The organism is Mesorhizobium sp. P2_C7 (assembly GCF_056404515.1).
The window spans coordinates 45,884-63,301 of record NZ_JBFUDW010000017.1 but is presented as its reverse complement, the minus strand read 5'-3'; the positions used below and the strand labels follow the sequence as shown (position 1 = coordinate 63,301).

Annotated in this window: 23 protein-coding genes; 16 read left to right on the top strand and 7 right to left on the bottom strand. The window is 62.4% G+C overall.

Going from position 1 to position 17,418, the window contains the following annotated elements:
- Positions 1–76: 76 nt before the first annotated feature.
- Both AC1D2G_RS28730 and AC1D2G_RS28725 read right to left on the bottom strand, forming a co-directional pair.
- Positions 77–388 (bottom strand): transcriptional regulator, encoded by a 312-nt coding sequence (locus AC1D2G_RS28730; protein WP_095086327.1) that lies wholly within the window; start codon positions 386–388, stop codon positions 77–79.
- 234 nt (positions 389–622) lie between these two features.
- Positions 623–844, bottom strand: a complete 222-nt coding sequence (locus AC1D2G_RS28725; RefSeq protein WP_477418304.1) for a hypothetical protein — start codon at positions 842–844, stop codon at positions 623–625.
- Positions 845–1,024: 180 nt separating this feature from the next.
- Here AC1D2G_RS28725 and AC1D2G_RS28720 point away from each other — a divergent pair, with 180 nt between their 5' ends.
- Entirely contained in the window at positions 1,025–1,408 is a 384-nt protein-coding gene (locus AC1D2G_RS28720; RefSeq protein ID WP_477418302.1) for a hypothetical protein, read from the top strand.
- 249 nt (positions 1,409–1,657) lie between these two features.
- Here the strand turns inward: AC1D2G_RS28720 and AC1D2G_RS28715 are convergent, their stop codons facing one another.
- Positions 1,658–1,858: a hypothetical protein gene (locus AC1D2G_RS28715; RefSeq protein WP_477418300.1), complete on the bottom strand. Its 201-nt coding sequence runs from the start codon at positions 1,856–1,858 to the stop codon at positions 1,658–1,660.
- Here AC1D2G_RS28715 and AC1D2G_RS28710 point away from each other — a divergent pair.
- Positions 1,857–2,453: a glutathione S-transferase family protein gene (locus tag AC1D2G_RS28710; protein WP_477226297.1), complete on the top strand. Its 597-nt coding sequence runs from the start codon at positions 1,857–1,859 to the stop codon at positions 2,451–2,453. The genes AC1D2G_RS28715 and AC1D2G_RS28710 overlap by 2 nt on opposite strands.
- A 115-nt stretch (positions 2,454–2,568) precedes the next feature.
- Here AC1D2G_RS28710 and AC1D2G_RS28705 read toward each other — a convergent pair whose 3' ends face one another.
- The gene (locus AC1D2G_RS28705; RefSeq protein WP_095086315.1) at positions 2,569–3,228 is read right to left on the bottom strand and encodes an outer membrane protein; all 660 of its coding nucleotides are present in this window, start codon (positions 3,226–3,228) and stop codon (positions 2,569–2,571) included.
- A 413-nt stretch (positions 3,229–3,641) separates the two neighbouring features.
- Here AC1D2G_RS28705 and AC1D2G_RS28700 point away from each other — a divergent pair, with 413 nt between their 5' ends.
- The 6 genes from AC1D2G_RS28700 (at position 3,642) to AC1D2G_RS28675 (ending at position 8,774) form a co-directional block, all read left to right on the top strand.
- Complete coding sequence (locus tag AC1D2G_RS28700; RefSeq protein WP_477418298.1) at positions 3,642–4,406, top strand: SDR family oxidoreductase; 765 nt, start codon at positions 3,642–3,644, stop codon at positions 4,404–4,406.
- Positions 4,403–6,478, top strand: a complete 2,076-nt coding sequence (gene uvrC, locus AC1D2G_RS28695; RefSeq protein WP_477418296.1) for an excinuclease ABC subunit UvrC — start codon at positions 4,403–4,405, stop codon at positions 6,476–6,478. Before AC1D2G_RS28700 ends, uvrC begins: the two co-directional genes overlap by 4 nt.
- A 100-nt stretch (positions 6,479–6,578) precedes the next feature.
- The gene (gene pgsA / locus AC1D2G_RS28690; RefSeq protein ID WP_269903927.1) at positions 6,579–7,175 is read left to right on the top strand and encodes a CDP-diacylglycerol--glycerol-3-phosphate 3-phosphatidyltransferase; all 597 of its coding nucleotides are present in this window, start codon (positions 6,579–6,581) and stop codon (positions 7,173–7,175) included.
- 1 nt (position 7,176) lies between these two features.
- A complete protein-coding gene (moaD, locus tag AC1D2G_RS28685; protein ID WP_095086303.1) occupies positions 7,177–7,434 on the top strand; it encodes a molybdopterin converting factor subunit 1 in 258 nt (85 codons plus the stop codon).
- A 3-nt stretch (positions 7,435–7,437) separates the two neighbouring features.
- A complete protein-coding gene (locus AC1D2G_RS28680; RefSeq protein WP_477418294.1) occupies positions 7,438–7,914 on the top strand; it encodes a molybdenum cofactor biosynthesis protein MoaE in 477 nt (158 codons plus the stop codon).
- Positions 7,915–8,009: 95 nt separating this feature from the next.
- Positions 8,010–8,774: a YbaY family lipoprotein gene (locus tag AC1D2G_RS28675; protein ID WP_477418292.1), complete on the top strand. Its 765-nt coding sequence runs from the start codon at positions 8,010–8,012 to the stop codon at positions 8,772–8,774.
- 108 nt (positions 8,775–8,882) lie between these two features.
- Here the strand turns inward: AC1D2G_RS28675 and ndk are convergent, their stop codons facing one another.
- The gene (gene ndk, locus AC1D2G_RS28670; protein WP_027048827.1) at positions 8,883–9,305 is read right to left on the bottom strand and encodes a nucleoside-diphosphate kinase; all 423 of its coding nucleotides are present in this window, start codon (positions 9,303–9,305) and stop codon (positions 8,883–8,885) included.
- 130 nt (positions 9,306–9,435) lie between these two features.
- On the opposite strand from ndk, the gene AC1D2G_RS28665 reads away from it, so the two are divergent.
- Positions 9,436–9,870 (top strand): DUF2934 domain-containing protein, encoded by a 435-nt coding sequence (locus AC1D2G_RS28665; RefSeq protein WP_457154578.1) that lies wholly within the window; start codon positions 9,436–9,438, stop codon positions 9,868–9,870.
- A gap of 83 nt (positions 9,871–9,953) precedes the next feature.
- Here AC1D2G_RS28665 and AC1D2G_RS28660 read toward each other — a convergent pair whose 3' ends face one another.
- Complete coding sequence (locus AC1D2G_RS28660) at positions 9,954–10,643, bottom strand: glutathione S-transferase family protein (RefSeq protein ID WP_477418290.1); 690 nt, start codon at positions 10,641–10,643, stop codon at positions 9,954–9,956.
- A gap of 60 nt (positions 10,644–10,703) precedes the next feature.
- Here AC1D2G_RS28660 and AC1D2G_RS28655 point away from each other — a divergent pair, with 60 nt between their 5' ends.
- On the top strand, positions 10,704–11,216 hold the full coding sequence (locus AC1D2G_RS28655; protein WP_477305863.1) for a DinB family protein: 513 nt from the start codon (positions 10,704–10,706) through the stop codon (positions 11,214–11,216).
- A 24-nt stretch (positions 11,217–11,240) separates the two neighbouring features.
- Here AC1D2G_RS28655 and AC1D2G_RS28650 read toward each other — a convergent pair whose 3' ends face one another.
- Positions 11,241–12,182 (bottom strand): LysR substrate-binding domain-containing protein, encoded by a 942-nt coding sequence (locus tag AC1D2G_RS28650; RefSeq protein ID WP_477397138.1) that lies wholly within the window; start codon positions 12,180–12,182, stop codon positions 11,241–11,243.
- Between the two features lie 110 nt (positions 12,183–12,292).
- Between AC1D2G_RS28650 and AC1D2G_RS28645 the strand changes: the two genes are divergently transcribed.
- From AC1D2G_RS28645 to AC1D2G_RS28620, 6 genes are all read left to right on the top strand, one after another.
- Positions 12,293–13,126 carry a hypothetical protein gene (locus AC1D2G_RS28645; protein WP_457151393.1) on the top strand — a complete coding sequence of 278 codons (834 nt, stop codon included), beginning with the start codon at positions 12,293–12,295 and terminating at the stop codon, positions 13,124–13,126.
- Between the two features lie 45 nt (positions 13,127–13,171).
- On the top strand, positions 13,172–14,098 hold the full coding sequence (locus AC1D2G_RS28640; RefSeq protein WP_477418288.1) for a DMT family transporter: 927 nt from the start codon (positions 13,172–13,174) through the stop codon (positions 14,096–14,098).
- Entirely contained in the window at positions 14,091–14,294 is a 204-nt protein-coding gene (locus AC1D2G_RS28635) for a hypothetical protein (protein ID WP_095086282.1), read from the top strand. The genes AC1D2G_RS28640 and AC1D2G_RS28635 overlap by 8 nt, the downstream gene beginning before the upstream one ends.
- A gap of 161 nt (positions 14,295–14,455) precedes the next feature.
- Complete coding sequence (locus AC1D2G_RS28630; protein WP_095086277.1) at positions 14,456–14,905, top strand: Ros/MucR family transcriptional regulator; 450 nt, start codon at positions 14,456–14,458, stop codon at positions 14,903–14,905.
- A gap of 134 nt (positions 14,906–15,039) precedes the next feature.
- The gene (locus tag AC1D2G_RS28625) at positions 15,040–16,917 is read left to right on the top strand and encodes an ABC-F family ATP-binding cassette domain-containing protein (protein ID WP_477418286.1); all 1,878 of its coding nucleotides are present in this window, start codon (positions 15,040–15,042) and stop codon (positions 16,915–16,917) included.
- Positions 16,918–17,100: 183 nt separating this feature from the next.
- Complete coding sequence (locus AC1D2G_RS28620; RefSeq protein WP_477418284.1) at positions 17,101–17,418, top strand: hypothetical protein; 318 nt, start codon at positions 17,101–17,103, stop codon at positions 17,416–17,418.

The following is a 17,418-nucleotide window of genomic DNA, read 5'->3' as shown; positions in this document are numbered from 1 at the left end:
CGGGAAAGCGCATAGCGCTTTCCCTCAGGGAATTGCGTCAAAACAAGAGATACAGAGGGGTCGCGCAATAGCGGCGCTATTTTCTGCGCTGCGTCGCCTCGGCCTGGTCGATGATCTTGCGCAGGAAAGTGACGTGACCGCGGAACGCGCGTCGCCCGCTCGTCGTTGCCTTGACGCGCGTCTGCGGCCGGCGGCCGACGAACAGCTTTTCGATATCGACATAACCGGCCCTGGCCAGCGTATCGAGATGCGCGCCAAGATTGCCGTCGGTGGCGCCAACGATGGCCTTCAGCCGGGTGAACTCCAGCATCTCGCGCCTTTCCAGCGTGTTCAGGGTGGCCATGATCCTGAGTCGCGTGCTCTGGTGGATGATTTCGTCGGCGCTCATCGAGCGGCTCCGGTACGGCCAAGCCAGACACTGTCGTCGACGCGGCCAACGCCATGGCGCGCCGTCTCGACGATTCCGGATCGCGCCACCTGCTCTTGTGTGATCGACATCGAAGCAATCCTTCGTCTCATGCAGAATACTCTGCGTGCCAGAGTCATCTGTCAATTCATTTGCAAGGGTGGCGGGATCATGCTTGACAAGGTGATGCTGCGATCGGTCATCGCATTGCTCTCGTCATCTGTGTAGATCGTCCGCCGGCACGAGATGATCACTCCAAACAAGCAGCAGGTGTTGATGTTCGCGGCCGAGGATCAATGCACAAAGCCGCTCGTTGACCTTCAGAGCTTCGTGGCGGGATCGGTCTAGCGGGGTGCGCAGAATGTCGGCGGTGAACTGCTGGCAATGATTGAAGATCAGCAGCGGATTTTTGTGATGATCAGCATGATCGTGAGCCATCGGTAACCAAAATTTAAGCTGCGAAATTCAGTCTATTGCTTCGCTGGCTAGAGAGCCGCGAGTCAGATATGCATTGCCCGTCGAGGTCATTCACGGCCGTCGGCGTAACGCAAGGGGCATGACATGGCGAAGCAGTCGTCTAAGGCGCCGGCATCCAAGACACCGGCAAAGAAAGCACCTGTGAAAGCAGCAACGGCGAAGGTCGCGGCAGCAGTGAAGAAAGCAGCACCCGCGGCCAAGCCGAAGGCAGCACCGGCAAAGGCAAAAGCAGCACCGGCCAAGAAGCCGGCAGCGGCCAAGGCCGTGGCCAAACCGGCAGTGAAAAAGGCAGCGCCGGCGAAGGCCGCGGCAAAGCCGGCCGCCAAGGCAGCACCGGCCAAGAAGCCGGCGGCGAAACCCGCAGCCAAGAAGGCAGCGCCCGCGAAGGCCGCGGCCAAGCCCGCCGCCAAGGCAGCACCGGCCAAGAAAGCGGCAGCGGCAGCGACAAAGCCCGCCGTGAAGAAAGCCGCGGCCCCCAAGGCCAAGGCAGCGCCGGCAAAGGCGAAGGCGCCGGCCAAGAAGTAGACCAGGTCTAGTTGGAGCGCTGTGTGTCCTGCTGGATGCGCGGAGAACGCTTTGACACTTGCGATCGACGCATGATCATTCCGGAAACCGCAACTGGTTTTCGGGCCGTGCGCAGGACGGTCGGCGAAGGGGGCCAGGGCAGCAAAGCGAGGCGCCGGACAAGCTGCCTCGCTTGCTCGCGCGGTTTGGTCTTCTTTCACACCTGGCCATGAAACGAATGCCCCGCCGCGAAGCCGGGGTTGCGGAGGATTAAAAGCAGATCGGATGTTCCGCTCTGCTGTAGTCTTCTTGCTCGATGATGTGGATCGCGTATCCGTCTGTAGCCAAGTCACGATGGTCATGGCAGGAAACCATCACCGGTTTTCTGGCAGTTGGTTTTTTGTTGCCTGGCCATTGCCGGGCAGCCGCTCCCGGTGAAAAGTGCCGGCCGGCAAACAGGAACCCGATCATGCCCAGACTGCTCTACGCTTCCACTTCTCCCTACAGCTCCAAGGTGCGTATGGCCGCGGCCTATGCCGGCATCGCCATCGACGCGGTGCCGGTCAAGACCGAGGACAAACCGGCGGTGCTGATCGAGGCCAACCCGCTCGGCAAGATTCCGGTGTTGGTGCTCGACGACGGTCGCTCGATCCATGACAGCCGCGCCATTACCCAGCACCTCAACCGTGTTTCGAAGAACGCACTGTTTCCGCGCAACCCCGACAAGCGTCTCGAGGCGGAGGTGCTGGAGGCGTTGGCAGACGGCATTTGCGACTGCGCGCTGTCGATGGTCTATGAACGACGCACGCGACCTGAGGAGATGGTCTATCAGCCCTGGCTCGACCGGCAGTGGGCGAAGATCACGGCAGCACTCGATCTGCTCAACGCCAACCCGCCAAAGCTGCCGAAGAAGATCACCGCCGGGCAGATCGCGTTGCGCGCCTGCCTTGGCTATCTCGCCCTGCGCTTTGCCGGAAAGTGGGAAAAGGGCCGCGCCCGGCTGACGCGCTGGGCAGCGCGCTTCGATGAGAAATTTCCGGAGCTGAAAGGCTGCATTCCCGGGTGATCGATTGATTGCCCAAGGGAGATCGATTGATCACTGGGGATCGCCAAAGTGACCCATTGGACACAAAAAAAGCCGGGCGCGAGGCCCGGCTTTTTCGTGTCGTGGCTTGAACGACTTAGAACTTCATACCGACGCCGAAAGTGACGCGGTTGTCGGTGGCCTTGACGTTGCCGATGCCACCACCGAAGTCCTTGCTGCCGAAGTCGGTGTAGCGATACTCGACGCGGCCGAAGACATTGTCGGTCAGCTTGATGTCGGTGCCAAGACCGGCGGTCCAGCCGAGCATGGTGGCGCTATCGCTGGTGCCAAGCACGGTATCTTCCACCTTCAGGTTTCTGCCGGCGAGACCGCCGGTGCCGTAGAGCAGGATTTCCGGGGTCACGGCATAGCCAAGACGGGCACGCAGCGAGCCTTCGAAGCCGGCCTTGGAGTCGATGCCGTTATCGTCGCCCTTGACGCCATTGTAGCCGAGTTCGGCTTCAGCACCGTAGACGAAGTTCTCCTGCTGCCACTGGTAGCCGCCGAAGGCACTGCCGACGAAACCCTTGGTATCGGTTTCAACGCCGAAATCCCTTTCCTTGGTACGGCCGCTGAAGCCATAGCCGAGGTTGATACCGGCATAGGGGCCGGCCCAGGACGCGACAGGCAATTCAGCAACCGGGGCGGGTGCCGGCGGCTCTTCCTGAACGACGTCGGCGGCATAGGCAGTTCCACTGAGGGCGAAGAGCCCGAGCGCCACGGCCAGCGGCCGTGCGAATTTGAGATTGGCTTGCATTGTTCTTTACTCCTTAAGCCACAGGACACAGGCTTGTTTCTCACGATCGCCATCGACCCGTCCGGGGGGTGAAACGGATCTGGCGTTCGTCGGTTCCAAATGTCGTGTCAAAATGCGGCTGAAGCGAACCTGAACTTGGGTCATTCCCCGGCGCGAATGAGGCTGAAACTTGACGTTGCATCTTCGCAACAGCGAAATGGCAGGAGCAGCGTCATACTGCACTGCACACCGCTTGGTGCAAGGAGTCCAGCGTCCTATATTGCGGTCGGACGGCTCCTGGTCCAGGACGAGTCGGAGTACCCAATCGGTGGGTTCGCCACAATGCTGCCCAAGGTGCGAACGCCATTTAACGCCTGCCAGGCCATATTTCGCCGGCATCGTGTTTTCGGGCCGAAATTGAGGATTGACACCCTATGAGCATAGCCACTGCCGCGGCGCTGGTGACGGGCGGGGCGAAACGGATCGGCAGGGCGATCGTCGAGGATCTCGCCGCCCATGGTTTTGCCGTCGCCATCCACTGCAATCGGTCGCGCGACGAAGCGGATGCAATGGCCGGGCTGATCAACCGGAGCGGTGGCCGCGCCGCCGTGGTCGCCGCCGACTTGACCGACATGGACGCCGCCGGCGACCTCGTAGGCCAGGCGGAAGCAGCGCTCGGGCCGCTGTCCCTGCTGGTCAACAATGCGTCGCTGTTCGAGGACGATTCGGTTCTGGACTTCGACTGGCGGGCCTGGGACCGGCACTTTGCCGTGCATGTAAAGACGCCGGCGCTGCTGGCGCAGACCTTCGCCCGGGCGTTGCCGCAGGGACAAGAGGGCCTGATCGTCAACATCATCGATCAGCGCGTCTGGCGGCCGACGCCGCGCTATTTCTCCTATGCGCTGTCCAAGTCGACGCTGTGGACGGCCACGCAGATGATGGCGCAGGCGCTCGGTCCCCGTATCCGCGTCAATGCCATTGGGCCGGGGCCGACCCTGAAGAACGCCAGCCAGGACGACAGCGATTTTGCCGCCCAGGTCGAAGGTTTGATCCTCAAGCGCGGCCCGGAATTGCCGGAATTCGGGGCCACCATCCGCTATCTCTGGGAAGCGCGCTCAGTCACCGGCCAGATGATCGCGCTCGATGGCGGCCAGCATCTTGCATGGCAGACGCCTGATGTGACAGGCATGGCGGAATGAGTCCCGTAGACCAGAAAAGCAAGCCACGCAGTGGCGCCGACGACATGCCTCCCGAAGTCGAACTCGACCTTGAGGACGAGGCGGTGGAGGAGATCGTCGAACCCGCCGGGCCCGACATAGCCTTCACCGCCATCGACTGGACGCCGCATGCCGGCGACGCCGAAGGCATGGTCGGCGCCGAGGTGATCCAGACGCTGGTCAAGCGGCTGCCCAACGCGCCTGGCGTCTACCGCATGATGAACGCGGCCGGCGATGTGCTTTATGTCGGCAAGGCGCGCAGCCTGAAGAAGCGCGTCACCAACTACGCACAAGGCAGGTTCCACACCAGCCGGATCGGTCGCATGGTGCGCGAAACGTCGACGATGGAGTTCGTCGTCACCCGCACCGAAATCGAAGCGCTGCTGCTCGAAGCCAACCTTATCAAGCGCCTGCGGCCGCGATTCAATGTGTTGATGCGCGACGACAAGTCGTTTCCCTATATTCTCCTGACCGATGATCACGTCTCGCCCGGCATCTACAAGCATCGCGGCGCGCGATCGCGCAAAGGTGACTATTTCGGCCCTTTCGCCTCCGCCGGGGCGGTCGGCCGCACCATCAATTCGCTGCAGCGCGCCTTCATGCTGCGCAGTTGCACCAACTCCTTCTACGAGAACCGGACACGGCCGTGCCTGCTCTACCAGATCAAGCGTTGCGCGGGCCCCTGCACCGGAGAGGTTTCGCACGAGGGCTATGCCGAGTTGGTCGGTGAGGCGAAGGACTTCTTGTCTGGCCGCAGCCAGAAGGTGAAGACGGAAATCTCGGCCGCCATGCAGCAGGCCTCGGAAGACCTCGATTTCGAGCGCGCCGCCATCTATCGCGACCGGCTGGCGGCGCTGTCGCATGTGCAGAGCCACCAAGGCATCAACCCGGCGACCGTCGACGAAGCCGATGTCTTCGCCATCCATCAGGAAGGCGGCCAGGTCTGCATCCAGGTGTTCTTCTTCCGCACCGGCCAGAATTGGGGCAACCGCGCCTATTTCCCCAAGGCCGACCCGGCGCTGGAGGGATCGGAAGTGCTGGGCTCGTTCCTGGCGCAATTCTATGACGACAAGCCGACGCCGCGCACCATTCTTCTGTCGCGCCCCGTCGAGGACCAGGAACTGCTGGCCGAGGCGCTGTCCACCCGCGCCGGCCGCAAGGTCGCGATTTCGGTGCCGCAACGCGGCGAGAAGAAGGACCTGACCGACAACGCCCTGCAGAACGCCCGCGAGGCGCTCGGCCGCCGGCTGGCCGAAACCTCGACGCAACGCCGGTTGCTCGCCGGTTTTGCCGAGACCTTTGGCTTGCCGAAGCCGCCGGTGCGCATCGAAGTCTACGACAACTCACACATCATGGGCACCAATGCCGTCGGCGCCATGGTGGTCGCCGGGCCGGAAGGCTTCGTCAAGAACCAGTATCGAAAGTTCAACATCCGCTCGACCGAGATCACGCCGGGCGACGATTTCGGCATGATGCGCGAGGTGATGGAGCGGCGTTTCTCGCGGCTGCTCAAGGAGCACGGCGATGTCGTCGTGGCCGACGATGCCCCAGCAGGCGAGGCGGCCGATGATATCGAGGACGACATCTCCGGCAGCTTCCCGGCCTGGCCCGACGTCATCCTGATCGACGGCGGCCAGGGTCAGATGACGACGGTGCGCAAGATCCTCTCGGATCTCGGCATCGAGGACCGCGTCGTGGCCATCGGCATCGCCAAGGGCCAGGACCGCGATGCCGGCCGCGAGCGCTTCTTCGTCAGGGGAAAGGACTCGTTTTCGTTGCCGGTTCGCGATCCCGTCCTCTACTTTGTCCAGCGGCTGCGCGACGAGGTGCACCGTTTCGCCATCGGCTCACACCGTGCGCGCCGCAAGAAAGAGATGGTCAAGAGCCCTCTCGACGAGATCAGCGGCATCGGCCCTGGCCGCAAGCGCGCCCTGCTCATGCATTTCGGCACCGCCAAGGCGGTCAGCCGTGCCGCCATCGAGGATCTAAGGAAAGTCGACGGCATTTCCGAGCAGGTGGCGAAACTGGTCTACAATCATTTTCATGAGAGCTAGGGGATTTGGTACTTTTCGGCTGGCCAATCGATTTTGGCCTGTTGACCCCCTACAACAGCTTCTGATTTGAGTAGGCAGGCAGAAAGAGTTCCCCAAAGATATGGCCAAGCGCGCGTTCAACCTGCCCAACATGCTCACCTACGCCCGCATCATCGCGGTGCCGCTGGTGGTGCTGTGCTTTTTTCTCGAGGGACATCTGAAGTCGAGCGACTTCGCCCGCTGGTCGGCGCTGATCATCTTCCTGCTCGCAAGCGTCACGGATTACCTGGACGGCTATCTGGCGCGCGCCTGGCAGCAGACCTCCAACATCGGCAAGATGCTCGACCCGATCGCCGACAAACTGCTGGTCGCCACCTGCCTGCTGCTGCTGGCGGCCGATACCGATCGCCATGCCGGCATCGCCGGCTGGTCGCTGTGGGCGGCGATCATCATCTTGTGCCGCGAAATCCTGGTTTCGGGCCTGCGCGAATATCTGGCGGCGCTCAAGGTCTCGGTGCCGGTGACGCAACTGGCAAAATGGAAGACCGCGATCCAGATGGTCGCCATCGCCTTCCTGCTGGCTGGGCCGGCCGGCGACAAGATCTTCCCGCTGACGACCCAGACCGGGCTGGTGCTGCTGTGGATCGCGGCGCTGGTCACGCTCTACACCGGCTACGACTATTTCCGCGCTGGCCTCAAGCACATCATGGACGAGTGAGATGACGACCCGGCTTATCTATTTTGCGTGGGTGCGCGAGCGGATCGGCCTGCCTGAGGAAGACGTTGACTTGCCAGCCGGCATCGAGACGGTCGCCGACCTCTTGCGCTGGCTGAAATCGCGTGGCGAGGGCTACGAGCACGCGCTGCAATATCCCGACGTGATCCGCGTCGCCATCAATCAGGAACATGTCGAGCACCGCGAGAAGATATCAGGGGCTCGCGAGATTGCGCTGTTCCCGCCGATGACCGGGGGCTGATCCATGTCGGCCGCCGTGGTGCCGACGGTGCGGATCCAGCGCGAAGATTTCGACGTCGCTGCAGAGATCGCCAGGCTGACGCAAGGCCGCGCCGATATCGGCGCCGTGGTGACCTTCTCCGGCCTCTGCCGCGATGAGCAGGGCGCGCTCTTGGCACTCGAACTCGAGCATTATCCCGGCATGGCGGAGGCCGAGATCAGCCGCATCGCCGTTGAAGCGATTCAGCGCTGGCCGCTGCAAGGCCTCACCGCCATCCACCGCCACGGCAAGATCGCGCCGGGCGACAACATCGTGCTGGTGGTGGCGGCATCAGCGCATCGCCAGGCGGCGTTCGAGGCGGCGAACTTTCTCATGGACTACCTGAAATCGCGCGCGCCGTTCTGGAAGAAGGAGCATCGCGCTGACGGCTCCGAGGGCGGCTGGCTCGACGCCAAGGAAGCCGACGCCCAGGCCGCACAGCGCTGGAAACCGTCCGAATAAAATCCTGTCGCAGCCATGCATTGACCGCAATCCTTTGGCCAATTGACCGCGGTTGGTCAGCTTGGGCATTGGCAGCCCAGGCGAGGGAGATGGTCATGCTGGACAGGATCGCGGAGTTCTTCGTCTTCGGTTTCGTGCCTCTCGTCGTCGGCATATTGGCCGTGCCGGAACTGTCTGCTGCCGCCGAAAATGCCGTGCGAGGCGAGGTGATCTATCGCGAGCGCATCGCCTTGCCGCCCAGTGCCGTGCTCTCCGTGCAGCTTGCCGATGTCTCGTTGGCCGACGCGCCGGCCACGATCATCGGCGAGCAGAACATGAAGCCGGCCGGCCAGGTGCCGATCAGCTTCGAGATCAAATTCGATCCCTCCGTCATCCGGTCGCAGATGACCTACGCCTTGCAAGCCCGCATTACCGTCGACGGCAAGCTCCTGTTCATCTCCGATATGCGCCATCAGGTCGATCCGCTGACCGACGTGCCGCAGACCATCATGCTGAAGATGGTCACGCCGAGCGCCGAGCAGACGGCTTCTGTCATTGGTCAGATCTGGCTGGTCGACTATGTCGACGGCATTGGCGCCATCGCCGCGCCGCAAGCCACGTTCAGGATCAGCGAGGCCGGTAAGGCGGGCGGCAGCGGTCCCTGCAACACCTATTTCGCCACCGCCAAGGTCGAAGGCCAGGCGATCGCGATCAGCGACATCGGCTCGACCTACAAGGCCTGCACGCCCGAGGTGATGGCTGAGGAAAAGGCGCTGTTCGATGCGTTGACCAAGGCGGCGTCATACAGCGTCGGCGACGGCAAGCTCGTCATATCGGACAAGGATGGTCGCGAGATCCTGCGCTTCAGCGCCGCAAGCTGATTCCCGGTCCGGCGTCACCCCTGCGCGGCGAGAGCCGATCGTTGCACCAATGAAAAAGGCCGGCGAGACGCCGGCCTTTTTACAGGGTCCAAGGTCTGGACTGTCGTGTCAGCCGACGATCTCGGTGTCCGAGAACCAGTACTTGATCTCTTCTGCTGCCGTCTCCGGCGCATCGGAGCCGTGCACCGAGTTCTCGCCGATCGACAGCGCATGCACCTTGCGGATGGTGCCTTCGGCGGCGTTGGCCGGGTTGGTGGCGCCCATCACTTCGCGGTTCCTGGCAATGGCGTTCTCGCCTTCCAGCACCTGCACGATGGTCGGTGCCGACGACATGAACTCCACCAGCTCGCCGAAGAACGGGCGGTCCTTGTGGACGGCATAAAAGCCTTCCGCCTCACGACGGCTCATCCAGACCCGGCGCGAGGCGATGACGCGCAAGCCGGCCTCTTCCAGCATCCTGGTGATGGCGCCGGTGAGGTTGCGCCGGGTAGCGTCCGGCTTGATCATGGAAAAGGTGCGTTCGAGCGCCATGGGTCGTCCTTGTGATGAGAATGGAATTGAGAGTGGCGGGCTCTATACAAGCCGCCCGGCCCATTGCCAAGGGGTGAGGCCAAAGGGGCGAGGGACGGTCCGCGAAGCGGACAGAAGCCAATTCCGAGCAATGAACGCCCGGAGCGATGTGAAGGGCCGGAGCAACTGTGCGTTTCTGTGTCAGGCCGGCGCCGATGAGGCGGACTCAGCAGGCGAGATCGGATGGCTGTCATGCGATGCTTTGCTTGCTATAGTTGCGTGTCGGCGCCGCGCTGAAGTCGGCCCGAAGGGAGACAACATGATCATGGCAGACGATCGGCAGGAACGCATTCGCAACCGCGCGCATCAGATCTGGCTGGAAGAGGGACAACCGGCCGGTCAGCATGATCGCCATTGGCATCAGGCGGTAGCCGACATCGACCAGGAGGATGCCGGGGGGAAGTCGGCAGCCAAAAAGGCAGCTGGCGCCGGCAAGGCAAAAGCTGCTCCCAAGGCAAAAGCCGCCCCCAAGGTGGCGAAGCCTGCCACAAAGACCAGCACGCCAAAAAAAGCGGCAGCCAAGTAGGCTTGGCTATCTCGCAGGTGGCCTTCCCCGCAAGGGATTGACAGCCTGCGTGGCTGCCCAGCGCCAGGTCAGGCGCGACGGCGTCACGCCGCCGCCACCTTTCGTGCCAGCCCGCCGTGCAGGTCGAGGCAGCGGGCGAACCATTGCGCCACCACGTCGCTGTCGTCGAGCAGCTGGTAGGGCGAGGCTATGCGCGCCCATTGCAGGGCGCCGAAAACGATGTAGTCGGCGAACAGCGGCGACGCGCCGCCAATATAGGGCTGGTAGCCGAGCATTGAGCGCAGCGGCTCCAATGCGGCGCGGAATGTTGCCAGCCCGGCGTCGCGCGCGGTGACGACATCCTCCAGCTTCCTGCCAAGGCGTTGCTCGCGGCTCTGGCGGAAATAAGCAGCGTTCTCCTCGTCCTGCATGGCGTGAAGGTCGATGATCGCCGCGGTGGTGACATAGGGATGGATGGTCAACTGCGACCAGCGTTCGATGAAGCGCGCCATCGCCTTGCCGCCTTCGCCGCCCAACAGCGTCGGCCGACCCGGATAGGCTTCGTCGAGATAGAGCGCGATGGCGAAGGAATCGGCGACGACCGTCTCGCCGTCGCGGATCACCGGAACGGTTTTCGAAACGCCGCCCTCGACAGCCGGCACCTCGAGAAAGCGCGTCGGTGCGGTCGAAATGTCGAGCCCCTTGTGCGCAAGCGCCATCGCCACCTTCCAGCAATGCGGGCTGAACGGACGGCTGGCGTCGCGTCCGACGAGGTCATAGAGCAGAATGGTCATTGGCGTTGGACCCCTAGCGGGTTAGGTAGGCCCCGCATCGATGCGAGCCGAGGGGAAGCCATGAGACAGCATTTCATGATGTTTGCGGCCTATAATCAATGGGCCAACAACCGCATCTACGATGCCGCCGCCGAACTCGACGAAGAGGAATTCAACCGCGATGTCGGCGCCTTCTTCGGCTCGATGATGGGCACGCTCAATCACTTGCTGACAGCCGACCGCATCTGGATGAAGCGCTTCACCGGCGAGGGCGACGCGCCGACGACGCTGGATGCCGTCCTGCACCGGGCCTTGCCCGGCCTGCGGATGGCGCGTGAAGCCGAGGACAGGAGGATCATCGATTGGGTCGGCGGCCTCAGCGACAAGGCGTTGGCGGGCCGCTTCACCTATATGACGGTCTCGGATATGCGCACGGTCTCGCAGAGGCTGGCCCCGGCGCTGGATCATGTCTTCAACCACCAGACACATCACCGCGGCCAGGCACATACGATCCTGACCATCCTGGGACGGCCAAGCCTGGGTCTGGACCTGATGCTCTTCCAGCGCACCGAGGAGGGCAGGGCTTTCGCCTGATCCCTGTTGGGGGCTGATCGAAGTTCAGCCGGCGGTCTCGCTGTCCAATTGGTTCTGCGTCAGTGCGGCTTCGGCCGCGATCCACTGCTTGAACAGCGATACCTTGCGAGCGTGCAGCGTCTTGTCGGGGCAGACGAAATACCACCCCGCCGTAGTCGGCTGGTGCACCTTGAATGGGGCCACCAGCCTTTCGGCCCGGATATCGCTGGCCATATAGGCTCGATTGGCCACGGCAAATCCCAATCCTGCGTTAGCCGCCTCGTAGGACATCATGCAGGAATCGAAATAGATGCTTTTGGTCTCCCGGAGCACGAAGCCGGCGCCGGCGAAGTCGAGCCACGATTGCCAGTTCTGGGTGCAGGTGTCGGAATGCAGCAGCGTGAAGTGACGCAGATCCTCCGGCCTCACCTTCGACGGAGGCTTGTCGCCCAGGATTTCGTGGAAGAGTTTCCTGCTGCACACCGGCGTCAGGTCTTCCCGGAACAGCAGATCCGACTGCAGCCCGTGAAAGTGGCCGTCGCCATAGCGGATTTCGAGATCGAACTCGGAAGTCGTGAATTCATGCGTCGCGTAGGATGTCGAGACCCGCATGACAATATCGGGATATTGCCGCTGGAACAGCGGCAGGCGCGGAAACAGCCAGCGTGCCGCAAAGGTCGGCAGCACCGATATCTTCAACACATGCTCCTGCGATTGCCCGGTCGCCTCCATGCTGGCGGCGACGATCCGCTCCAGCGCCTCGCGAACGCGCGAGACATAAGTCTCGCCCTCCGGCGTCAATGACACAGCATTGCCGCCGCGCTGGAAAATCTTGAAACGCAGTTGATCCTCAAGGCTTTTGACGCGCTGGCTGACCGCTGAAGCGGTGATAAACTGTTCTTCGCCGGCGCGCGTGAAATTCCCGTGCCTCGCAGCACTCTCCACGATTTTCAGCGAATTGAGGTTGACCTGACTGAGCAGACGCACGGTTTCGACCTTAAGCTGGGCTTACACTAGCACCAGCATTCCTAATTTTACAGGGGTGGGTGATCTAATCGACTGTTTCCCAAGTGTTGCCCCCGCCCCGGAGAAGTACAATGAACGCCCATACCATCCCCGAACTGCGTTATGCGATGAGCCGCGAAGCCATCATCGGTCACGAAACCGCCTGGAAGGTGTCGAGTTTCGGCGTCGCGCAATATCTGCACGGCTATGACCCGGCCCTGCTTGCAGCAATTGAAGAAGCTGCTCTGAAGCTCAAGGCCAGCCATGCCGTGCACAAGCACCTTGACTTGACCTTCATCACCGGCGCCGACCGTTTCATCCCCGAGATCAAGGAGTTGCTGCATGACAAGCTGCGCCTGGAGCGGCTGTCCGACATGATGGGCACCAAGCTTGAGCCCTATCCGCTGTCGATCGTCGGCTCGACGGTGACCTTCATGAATCCCAAGGACGGCGCGGTTGAATGGCATTGCGATGGCGTTCCGGTCACCGAGCTCATTCCGCTGTCGATCAGCAATCCGCTGGTCGGCGGCCACCTCGAAATCTACTGCGACGACTCCGAAACCGGCCGCGCCATCCTCGAATCCGGCCGCGAGATTCCGCGCAACCGTGTCATGCGCATCGATCACAAGATGAACTACGCCACGCTTGGGCAGTTTCTCGGTGTCCTGCATCGCACCGCGCCGATCCGCTTCGGCGAGCGCGTCACGCTGGTGCTCAACCAGCGCTCGGTGGCCAAGCCCTATGTCGACGACAACCGCATGTTCTATCTCGCCGCCGACAACGACCATGACCGCGAATGGGTCAACGAACTGGCCGAAGACGTCTGGACCAACCAGTTGCCGGCCTATCGCCGGTTCGAGCAAGAGCATCCCGTTCCGGCGTCGTCCGAGGCGCCGATTCCGGGCGGAGCCAGGGAATCATGGTAATGAGCCTTGATCCCGAAAAGTGGGAACCGGCTTTCGGACAGGATCATGGTCGAACGCAGAGATAGAGCGCCACGCCGGTTGCTTCGGCATGGATCCGGCTCGGCATCCGCGCTGGTCTTTGCTGCCGGCGCGGTGGCGTTGTGGTCGACCAATGCGCTGGTCGGCAAATCCCTGCTGGCCAGCCATCCGGTGTCGCAGGTGCAGTTCCTGCAATTTACAGGAGCTGCGCTTGTCTTCGCCGCCATCCGGTTGATGAGCCGGGAAAGGCCCGCGCCGGTCTCGGCTGGGCTCGCGCTCGTCTCGCTCGCGGTCGGCTTCATCGGTCTGGTCGGCACCATGGTGCTGCAATACATCGCGTTCGCTTCGATGCCGGTGATCGAGGCCAATCTGGTGGCCTACACCTGGCCGTTGATGGTCGCTGCGGCGGTCATCGCTCTGCAGAATCCGCGGCGCCCGGTGCTGCTGGGCCTCGCCGCGGTGGTGGGCTTCGTCGGCGTTGCACTGGTGATTTCGGGAGGGCGTAACCAATCCTGGCTCCAGGGCGATCTCGTCGGCTATGTCGCCGCATTCGGGTCCGCACTGTGCATGGCCTTCTATTCGGTCATGGTGGGACGGGTCGCCACCTCGCCGGATCGCCTGTTGCTGCCATCGTCGCTGATCGGTGTCGCCTTGACGTTCTTGTGGTGCGCTCGCGACGGTTTCGCCTGGCCCGTCGGTATGGACCTGGCTCTTGGCCTCTATCTCGGCGCCGGTCCGATGGGGTTGGGTTACTACTTCTGGTCACGCGCCTTGAAGCTCGAAGGCAGCGGCAAGGTCGCGGTCGTCGCCTATCTCACGCCGATCGCTTCGACGCTGCTGCTGACGCTATCGGGCGAAAGGCTGACGATGACGGCCATTGTCGGAGCCGTCCTCGTCATCGGCAGTTGCGTCGCGGTCGGCGTGGAACGTTCGGAGGCCGAGAACCATGTTTGACGAAAACGAACGTCTGGCCAGGCAGGAAGCGCATTGGCTGATCAAGGAATTTGGCGCCGAGGCACCGCTTTATGCCGCCATGAAGGCCGAAAAGGCTATAGAGCAAAAGGACTTCAGCCGGTGCGCCCGTTGGAAGCGTATTCTAGAGATATTGGCCGACGGTCATGCTGCTAAGTCTGCTAGTCCCAAGTATTAGATTTTCTAATTTGCGCGACGTCGATTTCCCATGAAAAGTATTTTTGCGAGTCTTGATTCCTTGTTGAGACTTGGCGGTCCGTTGGGGGGCGCGGTTAAAAAGATACAAAGACACAAGTCTTCACTGGGGTGGATGACTTTGTCGGAAATAGGGTGATAGAATTGTCAAATATCGATGATAAGACCGTTATCGAACTGACGGCCGATATTGTCTCAGCGTACATAGGCAACAATCCGCTTCCGGCTTCCGGTCTGCCTGAGTTGATTGCCAGCGTCAGCGCTTCGGTGCGCAAGCTGGCTGGTGCACCTGTCGCGGAAAGCCCAAGCCTGGTTCCGGCCGTGAACCCGAAGAAGTCGGTGTTTCCCGACTACATCATCTGTCTTGAGGACGGAAAGAAGTTCAAGTCGCTCAAGCGACACCTCAGGACCGATTATGGCCTGAGCCCGGACGACTACCGGGCCAAATGGAGCTTGCCGCCGGACTATCCGATGGTTGCGCCAAACTATTCGGCGACACGGTCGGCGCTGGCAAAGTCGACAGGACTTGGCCGCAAGCCGGCAGCAGCGCCGGCCGTCGCAGCCAAGGCGACGAAGCGCAAGGCGACGTCCTGAGCGCTTCCTGGCCAGGTAGGCAGGCTGATCGGCTGCCTTGACGACGCCTTTGCGGGCGTCGTTTTCAGGCCTTGTGCGGCCAACTGGCCCGCAAGGTCTTGCGAAGCGTTGATGTCCGGTGCAAAAGCGCGGCCATGCTGATCATCAACGACCTTTCGCTCCGCATGGCCGGACGCCTGCTTCTCGACCACGCCTCGCTGACCTTGCCGGCCGGCACCAAGGCCGGTCTTGTCGGTCGCAACGGCACCGGCAAGACGACGCTGTTCAAGGCCATCACCGGCGACCTCGCCTCCGAGACGGGCTCGATCAGCCTGCCCAAGAACACCCGCATCGGCCAGGTGGCGCAGGAAGCGCCCGGCACCGAGGACCCCCTGATCGAGATCGTGCTCAAGGCCGATGTCGAGCGCACGGCACTCCTTGAAGAGGAAAAGACCGCCACCGATCCGCACCGTATCGCCGACATCCACATGCGGCTGGCCGACATCGACGCGCACTCGGCCGAGTCGCGCGCGGCCACCATTCTTGCCGGTCTCGGCTTCGACGATGCTGCGCAGCGCCGCCCGGCCTCGTCCTTCTCCGGCGGCTGGCGCATGCGCGTGGCGCTCGCGGCCGTACTGTTTGCCGAGCCCGACCTTTTGCTGCTCGACGAGCCGACCAACTATCTCGACCTCGAAGGCACGCTGTGGCTGGAAAACTATGTGTCGAAGTATCCGCACACCGTTCTTCTGATCTCGCATGATCGCGACCTGCTCAACCGCGCCGTCAATTCTATCGTTCATCTCGACCAGAAGAAGCTGACCTTCTGGCGTGGCGGCTACGATCAGTTCGAACGTCAGTATACCGAGCAGAAGGAACTGCAGGAGAAGGGCCGGGTCAAGCAGGAAGCCGCCCGCAAGCATATGGAATCCTTCGTCGAACGCTTCCGTGCCAAGGCTTCCAAGGCGAGACAGGCGCAGTCGCGCATCAAGGCGCTGGAGAAGATGAAGCCGATCGCCGCGATCGTCAACGATTCGGTGCGGCCGTTCTCCTTTCCCGAGCCGGTGAAGACGGTGGCCTCGCCGATCGTGGCGCTGAACAACGTCAATGTCGGCTACACCGAGGGGCAGCCGATCCTCAGGAAGATGACGCTGCGCATCGACGCCGACGACCGCATCGCGCTGCTCGGCGCCAACGGCAACGGCAAGTCGACGTTCGCCAAATTGCTGTCCGGCCGGCTGAAGCAGGAGACCGGCACCATGACGGTGGCGCCCGGCCTGAAGGTGGCGATCTTCGCCCAGCATCAGCTTGACGATCTCCGGCCTGAGGAGAACGCTTATGAGCATGTCCGCCGGCTGATGCCGGAGGCGCCGGAATCCAAGGTGCGCGGCCGTGTCGCCCAGTTCGGTCTCACCACCGAGAAGATGAACACCGCCGCCAAGGATCTGTCCGGCGGCGAGAAGGCTCGACTTCTGATGGGCCTGTCGGCCTTCGAGGGACCGAACCTGTTCATCCTCGACGAACCGACCAACCATCTCGACATCGACAGCCGCGAATCGCTGATCCATGCGCTGAACGAATTTCCGGGCGCCGTGATCCTGATCTCGCACGATCGCCATCTGCTCGAGGCGACCGCCGACCGGCTGTGGCTGGTCAAGGACGGCGCGGTCAACCCGTATGACGGCGATCTCGAGGACTACAAGACGCTGGTCACCGGTGTCTCCGGCGACCGCCGCGGCAAGCGCGAGGCGGACAAGGCGTCAAAGGCCGACCGCCGCCGCGATGCAGCAGCGCGTCGCGCCGCCTTCGAGCCGCTGGCCAAGGAAATCCGCGCCACCGAAGCGCTGATGGACCGCATCCGCAAGCGCATCGACGGCATCGAGGACGAACTGTCCAATCCGGCCGTCTACGAGAAGGATCCCTCGACGGCGACCCGGCTGGCCAAGGAGCGCTCGCAACTGGCCCAGACGCTAGCAGGCCACGAGGAAAAATGGCTGACCATGTCGGCCGAGTACGAGGAAGGAACGGCGGAGTAATTACCCTCCCCCTTGTGGGGAGGGTCGATCCGCGAAGCGGAGCGGGGTGGGGGTTAGCGCGACGCCTCACCCCACCCCGGCGTCGCGCGCCAGCCCGCCCCATCATGGGGAAGGTGAACAGCCTTCGTCTACACAGATCGCCCCAACCCGCCTATTCTCGCTAGGCAAAGCAGCGGGGATGTCATGACGGCAGCTGATGATTTCATGGACGAGTTCGCGCGCGAGGATGGCTTTTTCCTCGGCCTTCACCAACGGCAATTCGATCCCATTGCGGCCGAGAGGGCATTGCAGGCTTTGAGACAGATCGAGATCGGCACTGATCACGGCACGAACTACTTGCTTGCGGATCACATGTTCCAGGCCGACTTCGAACTCCGCGCCCAGGAGCCTTACAATCGAGACAACAAGCAGTTCGAGCGCTATCACCGCTTGTTCTTTGATGAGATTGCTTTGAGATTTGTCGCGCTCGGCAGTTTGGGCGAGACGCTGCGCAGAGAATAG

Excerpts from the sequence above, each read along its gene's own strand:
- AC1D2G_RS28635 (WP_095086282.1), top strand. The coding sequence starts at position 14,091 with ATGTTTGACGAAAACGAACGTCTGGCCAGGCAGGAAGCGCATTGGCTG.
- AC1D2G_RS28620 (WP_477418284.1), top strand. The coding sequence starts at position 17,101 with ATGACGGCAGCTGATGATTTCATGGACGAGTTCGCGCGCGAGGATGGC.
- AC1D2G_RS28710 (WP_477226297.1), top strand. The coding sequence starts at position 1,857 with ATGCCCAGACTGCTCTACGCTTCCACTTCTCCCTACAGCTCCAAGGTG.
- AC1D2G_RS28645 (WP_457151393.1), top strand. The coding sequence starts at position 12,293 with ATGAACGCCCATACCATCCCCGAACTGCGTTATGCGATGAGCCGCGAA.
- AC1D2G_RS28665 (WP_457154578.1), top strand. The coding sequence starts at position 9,436 with ATGAACGCCCGGAGCGATGTGAAGGGCCGGAGCAACTGTGCGTTTCTG.
- AC1D2G_RS28625 (WP_477418286.1), top strand. The coding sequence starts at position 15,040 with ATGCTGATCATCAACGACCTTTCGCTCCGCATGGCCGGACGCCTGCTT.
- AC1D2G_RS28655 (WP_477305863.1), top strand. The coding sequence starts at position 10,704 with ATGAGACAGCATTTCATGATGTTTGCGGCCTATAATCAATGGGCCAAC.
- AC1D2G_RS28675 (WP_477418292.1), top strand. The coding sequence starts at position 8,010 with ATGCTGGACAGGATCGCGGAGTTCTTCGTCTTCGGTTTCGTGCCTCTC.
- AC1D2G_RS28715 (WP_477418300.1), bottom strand. The coding sequence starts at position 1,858 with ATGATCGGGTTCCTGTTTGCCGGCCGGCACTTTTCACCGGGAGCGGCT.
- moaD (WP_095086303.1), top strand. The coding sequence starts at position 7,177 with ATGACGACCCGGCTTATCTATTTTGCGTGGGTGCGCGAGCGGATCGGC.
- ndk (WP_027048827.1), bottom strand. The coding sequence starts at position 9,305 with ATGGCGCTCGAACGCACCTTTTCCATGATCAAGCCGGACGCTACCCGG.
- AC1D2G_RS28725 (WP_477418304.1), bottom strand. The coding sequence starts at position 844 with ATGGCTCACGATCATGCTGATCATCACAAAAATCCGCTGCTGATCTTC.
- uvrC (WP_477418296.1), top strand. The coding sequence starts at position 4,403 with ATGAGTCCCGTAGACCAGAAAAGCAAGCCACGCAGTGGCGCCGACGAC.
- AC1D2G_RS28705 (WP_095086315.1), bottom strand. The coding sequence starts at position 3,228 with ATGCAAGCCAATCTCAAATTCGCACGGCCGCTGGCCGTGGCGCTCGGG.
- AC1D2G_RS28680 (WP_477418294.1), top strand. The coding sequence starts at position 7,438 with ATGTCGGCCGCCGTGGTGCCGACGGTGCGGATCCAGCGCGAAGATTTC.
- AC1D2G_RS28730 (WP_095086327.1), bottom strand. The coding sequence starts at position 388 with ATGAGCGCCGACGAAATCATCCACCAGAGCACGCGACTCAGGATCATG.
- AC1D2G_RS28700 (WP_477418298.1), top strand. The coding sequence starts at position 3,642 with ATGAGCATAGCCACTGCCGCGGCGCTGGTGACGGGCGGGGCGAAACGG.
- AC1D2G_RS28640 (WP_477418288.1), top strand. The coding sequence starts at position 13,172 with ATGGTCGAACGCAGAGATAGAGCGCCACGCCGGTTGCTTCGGCATGGA.
- pgsA (WP_269903927.1), top strand. The coding sequence starts at position 6,579 with ATGGCCAAGCGCGCGTTCAACCTGCCCAACATGCTCACCTACGCCCGC.
- AC1D2G_RS28660 (WP_477418290.1), bottom strand. The coding sequence starts at position 10,643 with ATGACCATTCTGCTCTATGACCTCGTCGGACGCGACGCCAGCCGTCCG.